Here is a 17774-nt window from a genome sequence, read left to right as displayed (position 1 = left end):
TCATGGGAGCCTATATTTTAAGGCGCATTTTGTTGATCATTCCGACGTTGCTCGGCATCATGATCCTCAATTTCGCGCTCACCCAATTCGTGCCCGGCGGCCCTGTCGAACAGGTGCTGGCCAACATGCGTGGCGAAGGCGATGCCTTTGCCTCCTTTACCGGCGGTCAGGGCGATGCGGGTCAAAACATGGATGTGCTCGATGGCAACGGCTATGAAAGCGAATATGCCGGTGCGCGTGGCCTTCCGCCCGAGTTTATCAAGGATCTGGAGCGTCAATTCGGCCTTGATAAGCCGCCGTTGGAACGTTTCCTGTCGATGATGTGGAATTACATGCGGTTTGATTTTGGCGAGAGCTATTTCAAATCCGAGACGGTGCTGGATCTGGTGTGGGACAAGCTGCCCGTGTCGATCACCCTTGGGCTTTGGGCGACGCTGATCTCCTATATGATCTCGATCCCTTTGGGCATCCGCAAGGCGGTCCGGGATGGATCGAACTTTGACACATGGACCTCCGGCATCATCATCGCGGCCTATGCCATCCCCGGATTTCTCTTTGCGATCATGCTGTTGGTGTTGTTCGCGGGTGGCTCTTATTGGCAAATTTTTCCCCTGCGCGGGCTGACCTCGCCAAATTGGAGCGACATGACGCTGGTCGGCAAAGCGTTGGATTACCTTTGGCATATCACCCTGCCGGTCTTGGCCTCGGTGATCTCGTCTTTTGCGACGCTCACGCTGTTGACCAAAAACTCCTTTCTTGATGAAATCCGCAAACAATATGTGGTCACCGCCAGGGCCAAGGGCCTCTCCGAATCCCGCGTTCTTTACGGCCATGTGTTCCGCAACGCGATGTTGATTGTGATCGCGGGCTTTCCGGGGTTGTTTTTGGGCGTGTTCTTTGGCGGATCGGTGATTATCGAAACGCTGTTCTCGCTCGATGGCTTGGGTCGTTTGGGGTATCAAGCCGCGCTTGAACGCGACTATCCGGTGATCTTTGGCACGTTGTTTTTCTTTGGCCTCATCGGCCTGTTGATCGGCATCCTCTCGGACCTGATGTATGTCTTTGTTGATCCGCGCATCGACTTTGAAAAGAGGGACACATGACACTTTCCCCCCTCAACCAACGCCGTTGGCGCAATTTTCGCGCCAATCGCCGCGCGTTTTGGTCGCTGATCATCTTTTCGATCCTGTTCGGCCTGTCGCTTTTTGCCGAGTTTCTGGCCAATGACAAACCGATCCTCGTGCAATATCGCGGCGGCTATTACATGCCGATTTTCAAATTCTACCCGGAAACCGAATTCGGTGGCGATTTCAGAACCGAGGCGGTCTATCGCTATGCCGAGGTGCAATGTTTGGTGGAAACCGGCGGCATGGTGGATTGTTTCGACGACCCCGACACCCTGATCGAAGATGCCAAAGACGGCGTCATCAACGGGGACAAGATCGAGAAAGGCTGGATGCTTTGGCCGCCGATCCGCTATTCGTTCAACACGCAAGTCGAGGGGCCGGGGGCCGCGCCATCTGCGCCGACGTCGCAAAACTGGCTGGGTACGGATGACACCAAACGTGATGTCGTCGCCCGCGTGATCTATGGCTTCCGCCTGTCGGTGTTTTTCACCTTGATCGTCTCGGTGCTCTCGTCTTTCGTGGGTATCATCGCTGGCGCGCTTCAGGGATTTTTTGGCGGGCGTACTGATTTGATTTTCCAACGGATTTTGGAAATTTGGGGGGCGATGCCGTCGCTCTATGTGATCATCATCCTGTTTGCCATTTTGGGCCGAAGTTTCTGGCTTTTGGTGATGGTGACCATCCTGTTTGGCTGGACCGCATTGGTCGGTGTGGTGCGGGCCGAATTTCTGCGGGCGCGCAATTTCGAATACATCCGTGCGGCCCGCGCGCTTGGCGTCTCCAACGGCACCATCATGTTCCGCCACATGTTGCCCAACGCCATGGTCGCCACTTTGACGATGCTGCCCTTCATCGTGACGGGCAACATCGGCACGCTGGCCTCGCTGGATTTCCTTGGCTTCGGCTTACCCTCATCCTACCCCTCATTGGGCGAAATGACGCTACAGGCCAAACAGAACCTTCAGGCGCCATGGCTGGGCTTCACTGCCTTTTTCACCTACGCGATCATGCTCTCGCTGCTTGTCTTTATCTTTGAAGGCGTGCGCGATGCTTTTGACCCGAGAAAGACCTTTCGATGAGCCTTTTGCGCTACACAGATCTCCGCGTGGGATTCCGTCAGGATGGCAGCGTGGTTGAGGCCGTGACGGGCGTGTCCTTTTCCGTTGAAAAGGGCGAAACCGTCGCCCTTGTGGGTGAATCCGGCTCCGGCAAATCGGTCACAGCGCTCTCCAGCGTCAACCTTTTGCCCGACACGGCCGAGATCACGGGCTCGATCACCTATCAGGGCCAAGAGCTTGTCGGGGCGTCTGAGAAGGAGCTGCGCAAACTGCGTGGCAATGACATCAGCTTTATCTTCCAAGAGCCGATGACCTCACTCAACCCGTTGCACACGCTCGAAAAACAGCTTTCAGAGGTGCTGTTGATCCACCACGGCATGACCGGTACTGCGGCGCGGGTGCGGGTGATTGAACTGTTGGAACAGGTCGGCATCCATGACCCGGAAAGCCGTCTCAAAGACTATCCGCACCAACTTTCGGGCGGGCAACGTCAGCGCGTGATGATCGCCATGGCTCTGGCCAATGACCCCGAGCTTTTGATCGCGGACGAGCCGACCACGGCGCTTGATGTGACCATTCAGGCGCAGATTTTGGAGCTGTTGCGCGAGCTTAAGGATCGGCTTGGCATGTCGATGCTGTTCATCACCCATGACCTCAACATCGTGCGCAAAATTGCCGATCGGGTCTGTGTGATGAAAGACGGCGAGATTGTCGAAACCGGCCCGACGGCGTTGATTTTCGACAATCCGCAACACCCCTACACCCAAATGCTTTTGGCCGCCGCCGCCACGGGTCGCCCGGACCCGGTGCCCGAAGACGCCAAAGTTGTGGCCGAAACCGAGAAATTACGCATCTGGTTCCCGGTTCAGCGCGGGTTTCTGCGCAAAACGGTGGGCTATGTCAAAGCGGTCAATGCCGCATCGTTTTCGGTACGCGAAGGCGAAACCGTGGGCATCGTGGGCGAATCTGGTTCCGGCAAAACCACGTTGGCACTGGCGATGATGCGGTTGATTTCCTCACAGGGGCCTGTGGTCGTTTTGGGGCAGGACATTCAAGGTTGGTCCAACCGCCAGTTGCGGCCGTTGCGTGCCGATATGCAGATTGTGTTTCAGGACCCGTTTGGGTCGCTTTCGCCGCGGATGACCGTGGCGCAGATCATCGCAGAGGGGCTGAGCGTGCATAAGGTCGAAGGCTATGCCTCTTCTGAGGAGGCGGTGATCGACATCATGCGCGAAGTCGGGCTTGATCCCGAAACCCGCCATCGCTATCCGCACGAGTTTTCCGGCGGGCAACGTCAACGCATCGCCATCGCTCGCGCGATGATCCTGCGGCCACGTCTTTTGGTCTTGGACGAACCGACATCGGCCCTCGACATGACGGTTCAGGTGCAGATCGTTGAGCTTTTGCGCAAGCTGCAAGTGACGCATAAATTGGCCTATCTGTTCATCTCCCACGACCTGCGCGTTGTGCGGGCGCTCAGCCATAAGGTTATGGTGATGAAACGCGGTGATGTGGTTGAAGCGGGCGATGCCGATGTGATTTTCGACGCCCCGAAAGAGGCCTATACCCGCGCTTTGGTGGCGGCGGCGTTTGACCTTAAAGTCGAAGAGGGCGCAGGGCTATAAGCCGCACGCCCTCTGACAATTGTTCATATCCTTGCGGTTCAGGACGGGCCGATGGGGGCACATTCCGTGCCGCGCGCTTCCAGCCGGCGACAGGTCATCGCGGCCAAATCCTCGGTCAGCCCAAGGAAATTCGCGTCATAGCCGCGTTTGGATTTGACCACTTTGCGCAGCGCCCCGTCGAGCATTTCAATCTCTGTCAACGCGGTGCGCAACAGCTCCTTGCGGGCTTCATATTCCGAGCCATACGTGCCGATGTTGATGCCCCAATGGCGGTTGCCAGAGGTCGAAATCCGCGTCACCACTTCGGGCCCTGTCGGGACCGGATCGGCGGCGACGGCAGAGGTGGGTTCGATCGAGGCGAGTTGCAATTTTTCAGGTGCTTCGGTGCGCGTGGGACGCAGGATTGGCGCGATAGCGGGCATCACGGGCGCCGTTTGCGCGCGCGTAGCCTCTGCGGCCAAAATTGTGCTGGCTTCCACCGTGGCTTCGGTCGCAGCGGCCAAAAGTGCGGCCTCTTGATTGGCTTTTTCCAAAGCGGAGAACACGTCATCTGACGCGGCCAGTAACATTTGTTCATCCTCGGGCGCCAGTTCGCGCATGGGCCGGGCTTTCGGGATCGGGCTTTTGGTCATATTGACACTCACCCGCACGATTTTCGACGCCACTTTCGGCGCGGTTTCGCCTTTGGCGACCATAACGGCACCGCCGCCAACCTGACCCAAATAGGGTGGTTTTTTCGGTTTGCTGACAGAGACATTGGTCGGCGCGCGTTTGAAGCCAAGGTCCATCAATTCGGTCACTTTGGCATTGCGCGATGCGGTCGAACGGCCACCAAAAACGGTGGTGATGATCCGCTCATTGCCATGCTGTGCCGAGGCCACAAGGTTAAACCCTGCCGCTGCGGTGTAGCCGGTTTTGATGCCATCTGCGCCGGGGTAGGCGCTGAGAAACCGGGAGTTGGTGTGGGTGACGGTGGTCACGCCAGCGTCGGCGGTTTTGCGCGAAAAGATGTTGTAATATTCTGGGTAATCATAAAACACATGGCGCCCCAAAACGGACATGTCGCGTGCGGTCGACAGGTGGCCTTCTTCGGTCAAACCATTGGCGTTTTTGAACGTGGTGCGCGACATGCCAAGCTCTTTGGCGGTGCGGTTCATCCGCCGGGCAAAGGCGGCCTCGGAACCTTCGATGGCCTCGCCAATAGCCGTGGCGGCATCATTGGCGGATTTCACGGCAGCGGCGCGGATGAGATAGCGCAGTTTGATTTTTTGACCGGCCTTGAGGCCCAATTTGGACGGCGGTTCGGAGGCGGCATTGCGTGACACGGTGACGAGGGTGTCGAGAGTGATTTCGCCATGTTCGACCGCCTCAAAAGCGATGTAGAGCGTCATCATTTTGGTCAGGGAGGCCGGGTGCAACCGGGTGTCGGCATTGGTCGCGTGCAATACTTTGCCATTGCGCGCATCCATCACCAACGCGGCATATTCCGCTGCCATCATCTTTGCCGACATTGCGATGGTCATCGCAAAAGCGATCAAAACAAGAGGGAAAATGCGTCTTGATACGGCACGCAGGACACCCCGCGCTTGCACGTTGCTCATCATGATAAATCTGCCTCGTCCTGCCGGATCATTTCGCCCAGCTTATTTTGAAAACGTAGCACAGCCTTTCGTTTGAGAAAACCGCGAATTTTCAAAGACTTTGAGAGGGTGCAGAGATGCAACGCCACATCTGGTGGCTATGGTCGCATTGTCCACCATATGGTGAAGTTTGCAGTATGAAAAAGAAATCTGTGGAGGCTCTGTTCAAAGGCGGTTCAAAGGCCGAGTGTTTCGATGAGCGTAGGCAGCGCCCCCAAATCACCCAGTTGGCGGTATCGGGGATGATCTTCGGGCGCCTCCGCATGTTCGATTTCCCACGTCCAATTGTGCGGAATGAACACGCCCCACGCCCCGGCCTGAAGCGGCGGCAGGACATCGGATTTCATCGAGTTGCCCACCATCATCGCGGCCTCGGGGGCGACATTATGGCGCGCGAAAATGCCTGCATAGACCTCGGGTGTCTTGGCGGAGACGATTTCGACCCCATCAAACAGATCGCCCAAACCGGATTGCGCCAATTTGCGCTCTTGATCCAACAGATCGCCTTTGGTCACCAGCAGGATTTCATGCTGCTCGGCCAGTGCGCGCACTGTCTCTTCGACGCCATCGAGCAGGTGAATCGGGTGGCGCAACATCTCCTGTCCGGCGGCAATCAATTCAGCGATCACCGAGGCGGGAACGCTTTGATCCGTCACCTCAATCGCCGTTTCGATCATCGACAAGACGAAGCCTTTGATGCCGAATCCATATTGGCCAAGGTTGCGTCGCTCCGCCGCCAAAAGCCGCCCCGCCAAGTGATCGCGCTCGGTGTAATCGGCCAAAAGATCGGCGAATCGGTCTTGGGTCATGCGGAAAAACGCCTCGTTTTCCCAAAGCGTGTCATCCGCATCGAACGCGATTGTCGCGAGTTTGACAGACATATGCTATGCTCCCTTTACTGCTTTTGGCATAACCCTCTTTATTCATGCGAAAAAGGGGCTATATAACGCCAATCAAGACCTTAATTTGTGCAAAATCCAAAAATCGGAGACGCCAGAGTGACCCTCTTGCCTCACATGATGTCCGACAAAGACGACCGTTTCGACGACGGCGATGTCGATCTTGCGCTTAAAACAAAGCCGAAAACCAAGCGTCCGCCTTTGTATAAGGTGATGCTTTTGAACGACGATTACACGCCGATGGAATTTGTCGTTCTGGTGCTGGAACGCTTTTTTGGCATTGGCCATGGTCATGCGACCGAGATCATGCTGACCGTGCATAAAAAGGGCTTGGCCGTCGTTGGGGTCTTTCCGTTTGAGATTGCCGAAACCAAAGTGCAGCAGGTGATGGATTTCGCCCGCCGCCATCAACATCCGCTGCAATGCACGATGGAAAAGGAATAGGCGTTTCGCCGCTTCATGATCTCTTCTCGTCTCCCTCTTTTGCTCGAAGGTCACGATCTGTCTGGCCATGATCTATCTGACCCTGTGCCTGCGCGTGTCGTGGTCTATAGCCCCACGCTTGATGCCGACCTGTCGGATCTTTCTGACGCACATCTTCAGATCGTTCAGGGGTTTAAACCCGATTTCGATGCGTTCACAGCGCGCGGGTTTGACACGCGTGTCGTGGCTGAGGGCGCATTCGATTTGGCCATTGTTGCCGTGCCGCGGTCCAAGGCGGAGGCGCGGGCGTTGATCGCCGATGCGGCCGCTCGGGCGCCGCGCGTGATCGTGGATGGGCAGAAAACCGATGGTATCGACAGTCTTTTGAAGGACGTGCGCAAACGGGTCGAGGTGGCGCAGGTCGTGTCCAAGGCCCATGGCAAGGCCTTCGCCTTTTCTGGTGGTGATTTCACCGATTGGGCCGATCCTGGTGCGCTGCATCTGATCGACGGGTTCACCACCCGGCTTGGCGTCTTCTCGGTGGATCGCATTGATAAAGCCTCGCAGGCGCTTCTGGCCGCGCTGCCTGAGAAACTGCCGTCGAAAATCGCCGATCTTGGCGCGGGCTGGGGCTATCTCTCGCGTCACATTTTGGATCATCCGGGGGTGAAACTCCTGCATGTGGTCGAGGCAGAGGCCGCGGCTCTTGCCTGTGCGCGCGAAAATGTCACCGATCCGCGCGCGGAATTCCATTGGCAGGATGCGACCAAATTCATCCCGCCGACAAAACTGGATGCGGTGATCATGAACCCACCGTTTCATACCTCGCGCGCGGCTGATCCGGGGCTGGGTCAGGCTTTTATCCGCGCCGCCGCCGGGATGCTGTCACCTCAGGGTCAGCTTTGGCTGGTGGCCAATCGGCAATTGCCCTATGAGGCAACGCTTGCCGAGATGTTCGGCACATGCCAACAGATTGCCGATACGGGTGGGTTTAAGGTGCTTCACGCCGCAAAACCGCTTCGCATGAGCGGTAAAACAGCTTAAGATGGCGCTAACACATTGCGGAGACGACTGATGAGCTTTTCGATTGAAGGCAAGACCGCCATCGTGACCGGGGCGGCCAATGGCGTTGGTCTGGCGATTGTACGGCATTTCGAATCTCAAGGCGCGCGGGTGATGTGCGCCGATATCGACGAGGCCAGCCTGATTGAGCAATACGGTGAGGCGGCCAACGTGGATGATGGCCATATCGCATATTTCGCAGGAGATTTGCGCGAAAAGCTGACCATCGCCAACCTGTTGTCTGCCACGATTGATGCCTTTGATGGCGTTGACATCCTGATCAACGCCTCGCGTCAGGTGGCGATGAGCGATCCTTTGTGCGTCGAGGAAGACAATGTTGCCCATTTGATCGAGCAAAACCTGATGACATCGCTGCGCCTGACACAGCAGGTGGCGAAGTGGATGATCAAACAATCTGAAAAAACCAGCGAAGACGAGGGCATTGTCGGCTCAATCGTGAACCTGTCCTCGATTGCCGCGCGCCGGTCTCAGCCGGAGCTTTTGGCCTTTTCGGTCTCCTCCGCTGCCGTCGATCAACTGACCCGCTCCATGGCGGTGGCCCTGGCGCCCAATCGCATTCGGGTCAATGCCGTGGCGTTTGGGTCGGTGATGAGTGCAAGCCTGCAAGGGATGTTGGCCGAAAACCCCGATTACCGAAGTGAGATTATCTCTAAGACGCCGTTGGGCCGGGTCGCACAGGCCTCAGAAATTGCCGAGACCGTGCAATATTTGGTGTCTGAGGCCTCCGGGTTTATGACCGGGCAAATCCTGACCTTGGATGGCGGGCGCACACTGGTTGATCCGGTTCACGCGCCCACGCATTAAATTCGAAACGCCGTCACTGTTCTCAGCTCGGATATTGCCGCACACAGGCTTGAGTCGCGGCCTCTGCCTGTGCTGCCAATTGCGCCTCTTTCTTTTTCAGCGCCGCCAGTTTTGCCGCTTCGGCATCAAGGTCGATGGCTTTCGGAACGCGCCGGGTTTCGACGTCGGGAACGCGACAGTAAATGGGTGTGCCGTCCGCATTTTCACCACAGCGCTCAATGTCGTAGTCGATGTATTCTTTTTCGACCAAGGCATAGCCGCGTGCAAGATTGCCTTCGGCTTCGGAAATAAAGCTTTGAACCTGACGCAAATCCTTGGTGGCGCGGGAAATGCACATCTGTTGTTCGGAACAGGCGGCGACAAGCGGCAAAAGCATAAGGGGAGCAAGCCAACGCATTTGAAAATCTCCATTTCAACTCTGTCCATACAATAGGCTTTTTTGGGCGCGGGGGAAGGGACCTTGCTGCTCTTAGCGCATTCCTGCTACCTCTGGACGCAACATGATGCGCCGGAAAGGACTGCCCGAATGAGCCAAGACACCCGCGAAGAGATGAGCCCAGAGATGAATGGCGAAAAATCCCGTGCCTCCCTTTGGTTTCGGGATTTGCGCAATCAGATTGTCACTGCATTCGAGGCGCTCGAAGACAGCCAAGCCACAGGCCCTTTCGCGGAGTTGCCCGCCGGGCGTTTTGAGGTCACCGAGACCAAGCGCAGTTCGGATGATGGCTCTGATGCGGGGGGTGGTGTGATGTCGGTGATGCGCGGGGGCCGGGTGTTTGAAAAGGTTGGCGTGAATATTTCGACCGTCTACGGGGCGCTTGGTGAGCGGGCACAAATGGCGATGGCTGCGCGCAAGGGCATTCCGGGGATGAAAGACGATCCGCGGTTTTGGGCGGCGGGGATTTCGCTTGTCGCGCATATGCAAAACCCGCATACGCCCGCCGTTCACATGAACACACGGATGTTTTGGACACCCCATGCATGGTGGTTTGGGGGCGGATCGGATCTGAACCCTTGCATCGAATATGCCGAAGATACCGCCGCGTTTCACGCTGTGCAAAAGCATCACTGTGATCGCCATGACCCGAACTATTATCCGCGCTTCAAAGACTGGGCGGATGAGTATTTTTATGTCCCGCATCGTGGTCGGGCGCGCGGTGTAGGGGGCATCTTTTTTGATGATCACAACACGGGCGATTGGGAGGCGGATTTTGCCTTTACCCAAGACGTGGGCCGGGCGTTTTTGCCCGCCTTCTTAGGCGCGACAGAAAAGCGGCGGAATACGCCATGGACGGAGGCCGACAAAGACACGCAACTGATCCATCGCGGCCTCTACGCCGAATACAATCTCGTCTATGACCGTGGCACCAAGTTTGGTTTGGAAACGGGCCATGACGCCAACGCCGTCTTGATGTCCCTGCCGCCGATGGCGAAATGGGTATAGGTCGGTAGAGCAGGAATTGAAAAGAGCCCCCAAAGGGGCCCTTTGGGTGTCAAAAGACAAAATTGCTTGCGCTGAGATCGCTCAGGGCGGTGCTATCCAAGTAGATGATGTTGCCGCCGCCTGCATCAATGATGACGCTTGAGCCAGATTCAGTCATATGCGCGTTGTTGAGATCACTCCAACTTGTGATTGAGGCCACATTGCTGAGATCAATGATATCATTCCCGTTATCGTCAAAGTCGGTGATGTGATCCACTTGGAACGTACCGGAAAAAACAAACGTGTCATTGCCTGCGCCACCGTCAAGCGTGTCATCGCCCGCCCCGCCATCAAGCCGGTCGTTCCCGGCCCCGCCATAAAGGGTGTCGTCTCCGTCTTCGCCCCAAAGCTTGTCGCTTGCATTGTCGCCGACAAGGCGATCATCGCCGTCGCCGCCGTAGAGGTTATCGTATCCAAGCCCGCCATTGAGAACGTCGTTGCCCGCGTCCCCATGCAGGATGTCGTTGTCACCGTTGCCGATCAGGGTGTCATTCCCGGTGCCGCCGGAAAGTGTATCGTCCCCAACACCGCCATAAAGCGTGTCCACCCCATCGCCGCCATTGAGGGTGTCATTGCCATCTTCTCCGACCAGACGGTCGTCTCCGGCGTCCCCTTCCAGGAGATCGGCGCCACTTCCCCCGTTCAATGCATCATTGTCGTTGCCGCCATGTAATTTGTCGCCGCCGTTGCCTCCCAATATGTTGTCATCACCGTGACCGCCAAGAAGAGTATCTGCGCCGAGGCCCCCGACGATCAGGTCAGCGCCGTATCCGCCGGAGATGTAGTCAGCGCCGTCACCGCCCTCGGCTTTATCGTTCCCATCGCCGAGATTTAGGCTGTCATTTGCGTCACCGCCGAGGACATAGTCATCGCCCGCCCCGGTTTTGATCCAGTTGTGCAGATCAGAGCCAATGATATAGTCGTTGGTCGCGGCTTCCTCCAAATATTTGTAGGAAGTCCCATATGTGGCATCGTTAAATTGAACCGAGACCTCTTCGACCACGTCATATGCGGTATAGGTGATCACTGCGACCTCGTAGGCGTCCAAGGTGATTGAAATCTCGGTGAGATCAAAGTAGGTCTCACTGCTCAATGTCCCACGCGTGTTGGGGTCTTGCCACGCGGCCAAATCAACTTCGTTATAGTGGCCGCCCGTGTAGACACCGTCGGTTTGGGCGTAATCAACGCCAATGATTTGCACTGTCACGGTTCCGTACCCGATTGCGTACATATCCGCGAGGTTGATGGTTATGACTTGGTCCTGACTTTCGGACAGGGACGACAGGAAAACAGCGCCCTCTCCGCCGCCAATAAACCCGTGAATGTCAAAGCTGGACCCGCCCTCGGCTGTCACATCCAACACCTCTTTTCCCACAAGAGTGTCATTCATCAGGTCAACCCAGAATGCCAATCGGGCGGAGCTTGCCACCGTTATTGGCCAAGGCTGTCGTGTGGTACAGAAGGGGCCACATGTCGGCGCTGTCAATGCCATGTTTCATCATCGCGGAGAAGATTTCCAATGTTGGGGCCAACTGCATCAAGCCCCAATAGCGCGCATCCTCAGAGAGGGCGGTGTGTTGCACGCCCCATTCGCTGAGATGCAAATCCATGTCCTCACCCCACTCGGCCGCCATATCTGCGAATTTTGCCACAAGATCGTCTATGTTGTCGTAGCTGTGACCCCACTCGCCCGTTGTATCCGTCGCGGACTGTTGACCGTCTTGGTAATAGAAATGTGAGGCAAGGCCGTCGATCATATTGGCGACCCCCGCATCAAGCTTTTCAAGCACGCCGTTGATATTTTGAGTTGCGAAATCATCAAGGGAAACATTGCCGCCATCTTTGGTATTGATCGACATTTGGGCGATGATGTCGTGTGCATCGGCCCCGTCACCTAGAACACCGTCAATCACGGGAACGAGCGCGTTGAGTACTTCGGCATAGCCTTGGGCGGTGTAGACGCCGCGATATTCATTGCCGATTTCAAAGCCGTCGATGGTTGCGCCTGTGTTTTGCGCGATCTCAATCACTTTGGTGACAAAGGCCGCGACGGCGTCAAGTTCCACCTGCGTGATGCCACTCGCGACATCCGCTCCGCTGGCATATTGGCTGTCGGTCAACCATTCGGTTGGAATGATGATTTTTGCGGACACCCCGTTGTCCCCACAAAATTCAAGGAAGTCCTTCAAAAGCGCGATGTTCAGTTGCTCTTGTCCGGTAATGTCCTCTTTGGGAACCAGATCGACGGCGCCATTGGCGTCCACGTTCAGCGCATATCTTTCGATATCCGCACCACCCGGCCAACGGAGGGACGTGAGGCCCATACCATTCAGGCCTTCAGTCCCATTTTGAGTATCTTCAAGAAAATCCGAGAGCCCTGCGGCATTGCCCTCGTGTTGGACGCGATCAAAGGCGTCGACGAAGTTCACGCCGAAATGGTCTTTGGTGACAGCTTCACCCAGGGGCAATGACACCGTAATGGATTCCGTAATCATATCGAGATCTCCTCAAATTGATTTAAAATCTGAGGAGAGAATATCCCGTTTGAGATGCTTCTCAATGTGCGAAATCAATCGGGAGCTGTGCTAACGCGTTTCCCGAAGGGTCTCGATCATCAAAGACACATTATCCGGGTCGGCGTCTGGTGTGATGCCGTGACCGAGGTTGAAGATATGCGGACCTTTGGAAAACGCCTCTCGGATATGGCGTACTTCGTCGATCAGGTCTTGGCCACCTGTGACCATGTGGCGCGAGGCCAGATTGCCCTGAACGCAGCCGTCTTTTTGGACATGTTCCGCGCCCCATTCAGGCGTCACAGAATTGTCCAAGGCGACGCAGTCGACGCCGGTTTTGGCGTGAAAGCCGATGTACCCATCGCCCGCTTCGCGCGGGAATCCGATGACGGGAATGCCAGGATGGCGTTTTTTCAACTCGGCGGTGATCCGGCGCGCCGGTTCGACGGCGTATTTTTCAAACGCCTCACCCTTGAGGCTCCCGGCCCAGCTGTCGAAAATCTTGACGACCTCGGCACCGGCTTGGATTTGCATGTCGAGATATTCGATCGTGCTGACCGTCAGCAGGTCGATGATCTTTTCAAAGAGGTCGTTATTGCCTTCATGTAGAGCATGAGCCGGGCCTTGATCCGGCGTGCCGCGACCCGCGATCATATAGGTTGCAACCGTCCAGGGCGCGCCGGCAAAGCCGATCAATGTGGTCTCTTTCGGCAATTCACGCGAAAGGATTTTAACCGTCTCGTAGACCGGGGCGAGCACCTCGTGGATGTCATCCTTGCCCTTCATCGGCACAAAATCGGCCTCTGAGGTGATGGTCGACAGGCGCGGGCCTTCGCCGGTGACAAACCAAAGATCCGCCCCCAAGGCCTGTGGCAAAAGCAAAATATCGGCAAACAGGATCGCCGCGTCAAAACCAAAGCGGCGGATCGGTTGCAAAGTGACTTCGGCGGCCAATTCAGGGTTGTAACACAGGCTGAGGAAATCCCCGGCCTGTGCCCGCGTGGCGCGGTATTCCGGCAGGTAGCGTCCGGCTTGCCGCATCATCCAAATCGGCGGAACCTGTTGCGTCTCGCCTTTGAGCGCTTTGAGGATCGTTTTTTCGGACATCTTCGGCCTCCCGGTTGTGTGTCCCCGCGTTGGTCCCTTTCCTGCGGGCTTTTGTCAAGCGGCCATGACTTGTCAGGATGATCCGCCGCAGGTATGGCTTTGCCATGACACTCACACTCCCGACCCCCGCTCAACCGCTGAAAATCGGCACCCGTGGCTCCCCGCTTGCGCTGGCGCAGGCCCATGAGACGCGCGCGCGCCTCACGAAGGCGTTTGATTTGCCGCTTGAGGCATTTCAGATCGTTAGCATTTCGACCCGTGGCGATCGGGTCCAAGACCGCGCCCTGCGTGAGTTGGGCGGCAAGGGGTTGTTTTCAAAAGAGATCGAAGATCGGCTTTTGAATGGCGAAGTCGATATTGCCGTGCATTCGACCAAAGACATGTCGGTGGAACAGCCCGAGGGGCTGGTGCTTGACACCTATCTGCCGCGCGAAAACCCCTTTGACGCGTTCATCACGCTCGATGGGCGCGCGCTTGCGGATTTGCCGAAAGGCGCTGTGGTCGGCTCGTCGTCCCTGCGCCGCAAAGCGCAATTGTTGAACAAACGCCCCGATCTTCAGGTCATCGAATTTCGCGGCTCGGTGCAAACCCGGTTGCAAAAACTCAAAGACGGTGTGGCGGATGCGACGTTTTTGGCGCTGGCGGGGCTCAATCGTCTGGGCTTTGACGATGTGCCGCGCGTGGCCGTGACCGCCGAAGAGATGCTGCCCGCCGTCGCCCAAGGCGCGATTTCGATTGAGCGCCGTGCGGCAGATCATCACATCGCCGATATGCTTGCCGCCATCCATCACGCGCCCACGGGGCAGGCTTTGGCCTGTGAACGGGCGTTTTTGGCCAAGCTTGACGGGTCGTGCCAAACCCCGATTGCCGGGCTGGCCCAGATTGTTGGCGGCAGCTTGCGCCTGCGTGGGGAAATCCTGCGCAGCGATGGTTCCGAATCCCTCAGCGATGATGTGTCTGGTGCGGTTTCGGACGGTCCAGAGATGGCCGTTGAGATGGCGACCAAGCTGCTTGAGCAAGCGGGTGAAGGATTTTTCGACTGGAAATAAAGGGTTTGGACTAGGGCAAGGTTTTGCCCGGATTCAAAATCCCTTTCGGATCAAACGCCGCTTTCACCGCCCGCATCATGTCCAGAGCCACAGGGTCTTTGCGCCGCTGCATCGAGCTGAGTTTGCCCAAGCCGATGCCATGTTCGGCGGAAAAACTGCCGCGCATGTCCTGAACAATATCCTCCACCGCCTCCATCAACGGCGCGCACAGCGCGGCAGTCGACGGGTAAATCGTATAATGGACATTGCCATCGCCCAGATGGCTGACCGTGCAAGAGGTCACGCCGGGATCAAGGGGTTTCAGGCGCGCTTCGGCACGGCTGAGGAAGGTTTCGATCTGATCGACGGGCAGGCAGAGGTCATTGATCACCAAAGGTTTGGTGTTGACCGAGATTTCCGCCGCCGCCTCGCGAATTTCCCACATCAATCGGCGCTGTGCCACGGACCCGGCCAAGGCGGCGTCCAAGACCAATCCGGCTTCGAACATCTCGCCCAATATCTCTTCCAGCGCGCTCACAAGCGGCACTTGGCCGGTTTCATCAAGGATGCAATCGCGCGGCACGGTGGAGGCGATTTCCAAGAAAATCGTGTGGTCCACGTCATGTCCCAATGGCGGAATCAAATCGGCGCGAAACTGCGCCAGACGGGCCATGTAATCGCGCGGCATATATTCAAACGCCTCGACCATGCCGCCGGTGTGTTCTTGCAACCGGTTCAAAAGCTGCAACGCATCCGGCAGTGACGGCACGGTGACCATGGCGGTGGCATAGGCCTGCGGCAGGGGGGTGAGTTTCAACACAGCAGCAGTGATCACGCCCAATGTGCCCTCCGCGCCAATCATCAGATCGCGCAGATCATACCCCGAATTGTCCTTGTGCAGCTCACTCATCAGATCAAGCACGCGCCCGTCGGCCAAGACCACCTCAAGCCCAAGGCAGAGATCGCGGGTGTTGCCATAGCGCAAAACATTGGAGCCGCCGGCGTTGGTGGCCAATGTGCCGCCGATCCGCGCCGATCCTTTGGCGCCAAATGTCATCGGGTAGCTGAGACCCTGTGCCTCGGCGGCGGTGTGCAACTCTTGCAGGATCACCCCGGCCTCAACCACGGCGATCCGGGCTTCTGGGCGGATCTCGCGAATGCGGTTCATCCGCTCCAGAGAGAGGATCAAGGCGCCCTCGGCGGCGGTTGCGCCGGTCAATCCGGTGTTGCCGCCCATCGGTACAACGGGCGTGGCTGTGTTATGCGCCAGCGCCATGATGGCGGAAACCTCAGCGGTCGTGTTTGGGCGCACCACGGCCAAAGGCGTCGTCACATATTTGCCAACCCAGTCGCGGCCATAGGGCAGGGCGTCAGGCCCGGTCAAAACATGCGGTGTGATCGCGCGCAGGCGGTCTATGAGGTCCATCGGTCGCTCCGGTGTTTGGTCCTCGCGGTGTCGTGGAAAATGCGCGGTTTGGCAAGTCTGGGACGCTGTCAAATATTGCGCCAAACCCCGCGCCAACAAAATCCGTCCCTGCGGGGGAGCAAGGACGGATCTGGGACACATCAGGGTCGGTTGCGATCAGACGGCTGATGAATGCTTGGCCTGTGTCATGTCATAGGCGTCAAAATGGCGGGCGATCATCCGGGTGAGCGGGCGGGCCACGTCAAGGATGACAATTCGCTCCGGCGAGGTTGCGAGCATGCCGGGAAACGCGTCGCTTACGCTTTTGGCAAAGGCATCAAATTCGGCTTGCGACAAGCCATAGTTTTGGATCAATTCGGCGGCTTCGACCCGGAAATCGCACATCAAGGCCTCAATGATCCGCCCGCGCAAATGGTCTTCGGCGCTGAAGGTATGGCCCTTGGCGATCGGCAAACGCCCGGCGCGCACATCGGCTTGATATTTTGACGTGGCGGGGTGGTTTTGGGCGAATCCTTGCGGGTATCTGGCAATCGAAGAGGCTCCCACGCCGATCATGGTCGGGCATTTGTCGTCGGTGTAACCTTGGAAGTTGCGGCGCAATGTCCCGGTGCGCAACGCGACCTCAAGGCCGTCGCCTTTCTTGGCGAAATGGTCGATGCCAATCTCGACGTAATCGTCCCAGACAAACAGATCCCGCGCCACATTGAACAGGTCCAGCCGCTCTTCGGGGCGGGGCAATTGGTCGGTTGGGATCATGTTTTGCCGCCGCGCCATCCAAGGCACATGGGCGTAGCCAAACAAGGCGACACGGTCGGGCGAGAGGGTCAGGAGCTTTTGAACGCTTTCGGCGATTTTTTCCGGGGTCTGTCCGGGCAGGCCGTATAAAATATCGGCGTTGAGCGAGGAAATCCCACGCGCGCGCAGCCCATCTACGGCGGCTTTGGTGATCTCATAGGACTGAATGCGACCGATGGTTTCCTGAATGGCGGGATCAAAATCCTGCACCCCGATTGAGGCGCGGTTCATCCCGGCGGCGGCCAGCGCGTCCAAACGCGCGTCATCGACCTCGTTGGGATCAACCTCAACGGAAAATTCATAACGTTCGCTAAAAGGGGCCAGATCATGGATCGCCGCGGAGAGATCGGCGATCATTTCAGCGCCAAGCAGCGTTGGCGTCCCGCCGCCCCAATGCAAATGGCCGATTTGAATCCCGTCGGGGATGCGTGTTTTCAAAAGCGACAATTCGGTCTTGAGCGTCTCGACATAGGCGGCCACAGGGCCAGCTGTGGTTGTGCCCTGCGTGCGACACGCACAAAACCAGCACAGGCGCCGACAAAACGGCACATGGATGTACAGTGAAATCGGCTGAGACGGGTCCAGAGCCCTGAGCCAACCTTCCACATCCCCGGCGCTTGTGGCGTCGGAAAAATGGGGCGCGGTTGGATAGCTCGTGTACCGGGGGACACGAGCGTCAAAAAGGCCGAGCTTGCGGAGTTGCGTGTGCGTGTTCATGGGGATACGATCTAGTGGAACTAAGATTGGGCGCATTGACCCAGAT

The 17774-nt window shown here is 57.3% G+C and carries 16 protein-coding genes; 8 read left to right on the top strand and 8 right to left on the bottom strand.

The genetic code is table 11. From position 1 onward, the window contains the following. The first annotated feature begins 2 nt into the window (after positions 1–2). From BLT54_RS10405 to BLT54_RS10395, 3 genes are read left to right on the top strand one after another with little or no spacing between them, the layout of a single operon-like run. Positions 3–1103 (top strand): microcin C ABC transporter permease YejB, encoded by a 1101-nt coding sequence (locus BLT54_RS10405; protein ID WP_074644650.1) that lies wholly within the window; start codon positions 3–5, stop codon positions 1101–1103. Next, positions 1100–2206: an ABC transporter permease gene (locus BLT54_RS10400; protein ID WP_074644648.1), complete on the top strand. Its 1107-nt coding sequence runs from the start codon at positions 1100–1102 to the stop codon at positions 2204–2206. Before BLT54_RS10405 ends, BLT54_RS10400 begins: the two co-directional genes overlap by 4 nt. Beyond that, positions 2203–3810 carry an ABC transporter ATP-binding protein gene (locus BLT54_RS10395; RefSeq protein WP_074644646.1) on the top strand — a complete coding sequence of 536 codons (1608 nt, stop codon included), beginning with the start codon at positions 2203–2205 and terminating at the stop codon, positions 3808–3810. The genes BLT54_RS10400 and BLT54_RS10395 overlap by 4 nt, the downstream gene beginning before the upstream one ends. A gap of 38 nt (positions 3811–3848) precedes the next feature. Here the strand turns inward: BLT54_RS10395 and BLT54_RS10390 are convergent, their stop codons facing one another. After that, a complete protein-coding gene (locus BLT54_RS10390; protein WP_074644644.1) occupies positions 3849–5414 on the bottom strand; it encodes a D-alanyl-D-alanine carboxypeptidase family protein in 1566 nt (521 codons plus the stop codon). Between the two features lie 212 nt (positions 5415–5626). Beyond that, complete coding sequence (locus BLT54_RS10385; protein WP_074644642.1) at positions 5627–6331, bottom strand: HAD family hydrolase; 705 nt, start codon at positions 6329–6331, stop codon at positions 5627–5629. 138 nt (positions 6332–6469) lie between these two features. Here BLT54_RS10385 and clpS point away from each other — a divergent pair, with 138 nt between their 5' ends. From clpS to BLT54_RS10370, 3 genes are read left to right on the top strand one after another with little or no spacing between them, the layout of a single operon-like run. After that, positions 6470–6793 (top strand): ATP-dependent Clp protease adapter ClpS, encoded by a 324-nt coding sequence (gene clpS, locus BLT54_RS10380; protein WP_009572437.1) that lies wholly within the window; start codon positions 6470–6472, stop codon positions 6791–6793. Between the two features lie 15 nt (positions 6794–6808). Then, a complete protein-coding gene (locus BLT54_RS10375; RefSeq protein WP_074644640.1) occupies positions 6809–7816 on the top strand; it encodes a class I SAM-dependent methyltransferase in 1008 nt (335 codons plus the stop codon). A 30-nt stretch (positions 7817–7846) separates the two neighbouring features. After that, entirely contained in the window at positions 7847–8659 is an 813-nt protein-coding gene (locus BLT54_RS10370) for an SDR family NAD(P)-dependent oxidoreductase (protein ID WP_074644637.1), read from the top strand. A 22-nt stretch (positions 8660–8681) separates the two neighbouring features. Here BLT54_RS10370 and BLT54_RS10365 read toward each other — a convergent pair whose 3' ends face one another. Beyond that, positions 8682–9056, bottom strand: a complete 375-nt coding sequence (locus BLT54_RS10365; RefSeq protein WP_074644634.1) for a hypothetical protein — start codon at positions 9054–9056, stop codon at positions 8682–8684. 153 nt (positions 9057–9209) lie between these two features. Here BLT54_RS10365 and hemF point away from each other — a divergent pair, with 153 nt between their 5' ends. Then, positions 9210–10103: an oxygen-dependent coproporphyrinogen oxidase gene (gene hemF, locus BLT54_RS10360; protein ID WP_074644960.1), complete on the top strand. Its 894-nt coding sequence runs from the start codon at positions 9210–9212 to the stop codon at positions 10101–10103. A 49-nt stretch (positions 10104–10152) separates the two neighbouring features. On the opposite strand, the gene BLT54_RS10355 is transcribed toward hemF, so the two are convergent. The 3 genes from BLT54_RS10355 to hemE all read right to left on the bottom strand — a co-directional run bounded on the left by BLT54_RS10355 (position 10153) and on the right by hemE (position 13762). After that, on the bottom strand, positions 10153–11532 hold the full coding sequence (locus tag BLT54_RS10355) for a calcium-binding protein (RefSeq protein WP_074644631.1): 1380 nt from the start codon (positions 11530–11532) through the stop codon (positions 10153–10155). A gap of 4 nt (positions 11533–11536) precedes the next feature. Then, complete coding sequence (locus BLT54_RS10350; RefSeq protein ID WP_074644629.1) at positions 11537–12637, bottom strand: hypothetical protein; 1101 nt, start codon at positions 12635–12637, stop codon at positions 11537–11539. A 90-nt stretch (positions 12638–12727) separates the two neighbouring features. Beyond that, positions 12728–13762, bottom strand: coding sequence for a uroporphyrinogen decarboxylase (hemE, locus tag BLT54_RS10345; RefSeq protein ID WP_074644626.1), 1035 nt, complete (start codon positions 13760–13762; stop codon positions 12728–12730). A gap of 104 nt (positions 13763–13866) precedes the next feature. Between hemE and hemC the strand changes: the two genes are divergently transcribed. Continuing rightward, the gene (hemC, locus tag BLT54_RS10340; RefSeq protein ID WP_074644958.1) at positions 13867–14811 is read left to right on the top strand and encodes a hydroxymethylbilane synthase; all 945 of its coding nucleotides are present in this window, start codon (positions 13867–13869) and stop codon (positions 14809–14811) included. A gap of 10 nt (positions 14812–14821) precedes the next feature. Here hemC and BLT54_RS10335 read toward each other — a convergent pair whose 3' ends face one another. Then, complete coding sequence (locus tag BLT54_RS10335) at positions 14822–16216, bottom strand: FAD-binding oxidoreductase (RefSeq protein WP_074644624.1); 1395 nt, start codon at positions 16214–16216, stop codon at positions 14822–14824. A 156-nt stretch (positions 16217–16372) separates the two neighbouring features. After that, positions 16373–17728 carry an oxygen-independent coproporphyrinogen III oxidase gene (hemN, locus tag BLT54_RS10330; protein ID WP_074644621.1) on the bottom strand — a complete coding sequence of 452 codons (1356 nt, stop codon included), beginning with the start codon at positions 17726–17728 and terminating at the stop codon, positions 16373–16375. Positions 17729–17774 lie beyond the last annotated feature (46 nt).

Origin of the sequence: Celeribacter baekdonensis, assembly GCF_900102315.1 — a bacterium.
Lineage (GTDB): Bacteria > Pseudomonadota > Alphaproteobacteria > Rhodobacterales > Rhodobacteraceae > Celeribacter > Celeribacter baekdonensis.
Note: the sequence above shows the minus strand (reverse complement) of the source record. Positions and strands in the feature narration are given on the sequence as shown.